General features: G+C 69.9%; 1 protein-coding gene. It reads right to left on the bottom strand.

All coding sequences use genetic code 11. The features are described 5' to 3' along the window. On the bottom strand, positions 1-1,277 hold a 1,277-nt coding region (locus H5T74_14540), incomplete at its 3' end, for a (Fe-S)-binding protein (protein MBC7231593.1). Positions 1,278-1,307: the final 30 nt, after the last annotated feature.

Genomic DNA, 1,307 nt, shown 5'->3' with positions numbered 1-1,307 from the left:
GTCCCCGCCGGCACCTTGATCCCTGCGGACAGGGCCACCAGGTCGATGAGGTCGTAGACGGGCAGGTCGGCGCCGCATTCCTGCGCGGCGTCCCGGAAGGCGCGCACGCACCAGGGGCAGGCGGTGGCCAGGGCCTCCGCCCCGGTGGCCAGCGCCTCCTCCAGCCTCTCCGTGGCCGTCCAGAGGGCGAAGTCGGGGAAGGCCTCCAGGACCCCTCCCCCCGCCCCGCAGCACCAGGCGTACTCCCGGATGCGCTCCATCTCCGCAAGGCCCGCCCCGGGCAGGGCGCGGATGAGGGCGCGGGGCTCCTCGTAGACGCCCTTGCGCCCCGCGCGCTTGAGGCTCATGGGGCGCTCCAGTTTGTCGCCTTTCCAGTCGGAGAGGAAGGGCTCCCCCATCCTTCCCAGGTGGCAGGGGTCGTGGTAGGTGAGGAGCAGGGGCACCTGCTCCCGCAGGGCGAGGCGGCCCTCGGAGACGAGGCGCTCCAGGTACTGGGTTATGTGCAGCACCTCGCAGGGGAGCTCCCTGCCCATCCTGGGGTAGAGGTAGCGCAGGTGGGCGTACCCGTCGGCGCAGGGGGTGACGAGGGTCTTCGCCCCGGAGGCCTTGACCCGGGAGAGGAGGTCGTCGGCGTAGTTGGCGGCCTCCCCGCGGTAGCCCAGCTCGTAGGCCCGCCCCCCGCAGCAGGACTCCTCGGCCCCCGCGATGCCCACGTCGGCCCCGGCGGAGAGCATGAGGGAGACGGCGGCGCGCACGGTGTCCCTCAAGTCGGGGTCGTAGGAGTAGCGGCAGCCGGCGTGGAAGAGGACCTCGCATCCCTCGGTGTTGATGTCTTTGACCGGGAGGCCCTGGGCCCACTCCCCGCGCCTAGCCTTGGGCTCGCCCAGCACGTTGTCCTCGCGCTTCAAGGCGTCGATCACGGCCATGTGCTCCACCAGAAGCTCGCCCGACTCCACGCAGAAGGCCCGCAGCTCGAGCAGCACCTCGGTCAAGTCGATGTCGTCGCGGTAGACCTTGCAGGCGGCGTCGCAGGCCCCGCAGAGCTGGCAGCGGTAGATGATCTCCGCCACCGCCTCGTTGAGCTCGGAGCGCCCCTCGAGGATGGAGTTGCCGATGATCATGCGCCCCGAGCCGGAGTAGGCGTGGAAGTTGTAGCGGCAGATGGAGGGGCAGTTCTTGGCGAAGCGCCAGCTCTTGATCTGGTTGAAGGGCACCCACTTGCAGGAGGAGCAGCGGGAGCAGCCCTCCATGTCCCGCTTGTAGTCGGAAAGCGCCATCTAGCCCACCTCCTCCATCTTGAAGCACAG

It is taken from the genome of Actinomycetota bacterium, from assembly GCA_014360645.1.
Lineage (GTDB): Bacteria > Actinomycetota > Geothermincolia > Geothermincolales > RBG-13-55-18 > Solincola_B.
Note: the sequence above shows the minus strand (reverse complement) of the source record. Positions and strands in the feature narration are given on the sequence as shown.